Annotated in this window: 1 tRNA gene; it reads left to right on the top strand. The window is 54.0% G+C overall.

Features of this window, described 5'->3' with window-relative positions:
* Positions 1–180: 180 nt before the first annotated feature.
* Positions 181–256 (top strand) — tRNA-Ala (locus OGX96_RS00060).
* Positions 257–265: the final 9 nt, after the last annotated feature.

Raw genomic sequence — 265 nt, 5'->3', positions numbered from 1 at the left:
GCTTGTAGCTCAGGTGGTTAGAGCGCACCCCTGATAAGGGTGAGGTCGGTGGTTCAAGTCCACTCAGGCCTACCAAATTCTTTCTGATACCGCGTTGTGAAACGACTCGCATACTTCAGTATGCTTCGCCGCTCCACGCCTTGTCTCAGCAAGAATTAAGGTGAATGAGATAACTACGATGGGGCTATAGCTCAGCTGGGAGAGCGCCTGCCTTGCACGCAGGAGGTCTGCGGTTCGATCCCGCATAGCTCCACCATCCTTACTG

The sequence above is a fragment of the Citrobacter sp. Cpo100 genome (assembly GCF_030332595.1).
Taxonomy (GTDB): Bacteria; Pseudomonadota; Gammaproteobacteria; order Enterobacterales; family Enterobacteriaceae; genus Citrobacter; species Citrobacter portucalensis.
Note: the sequence above shows the minus strand (reverse complement) of the source record. Positions and strands in the feature narration are given on the sequence as shown.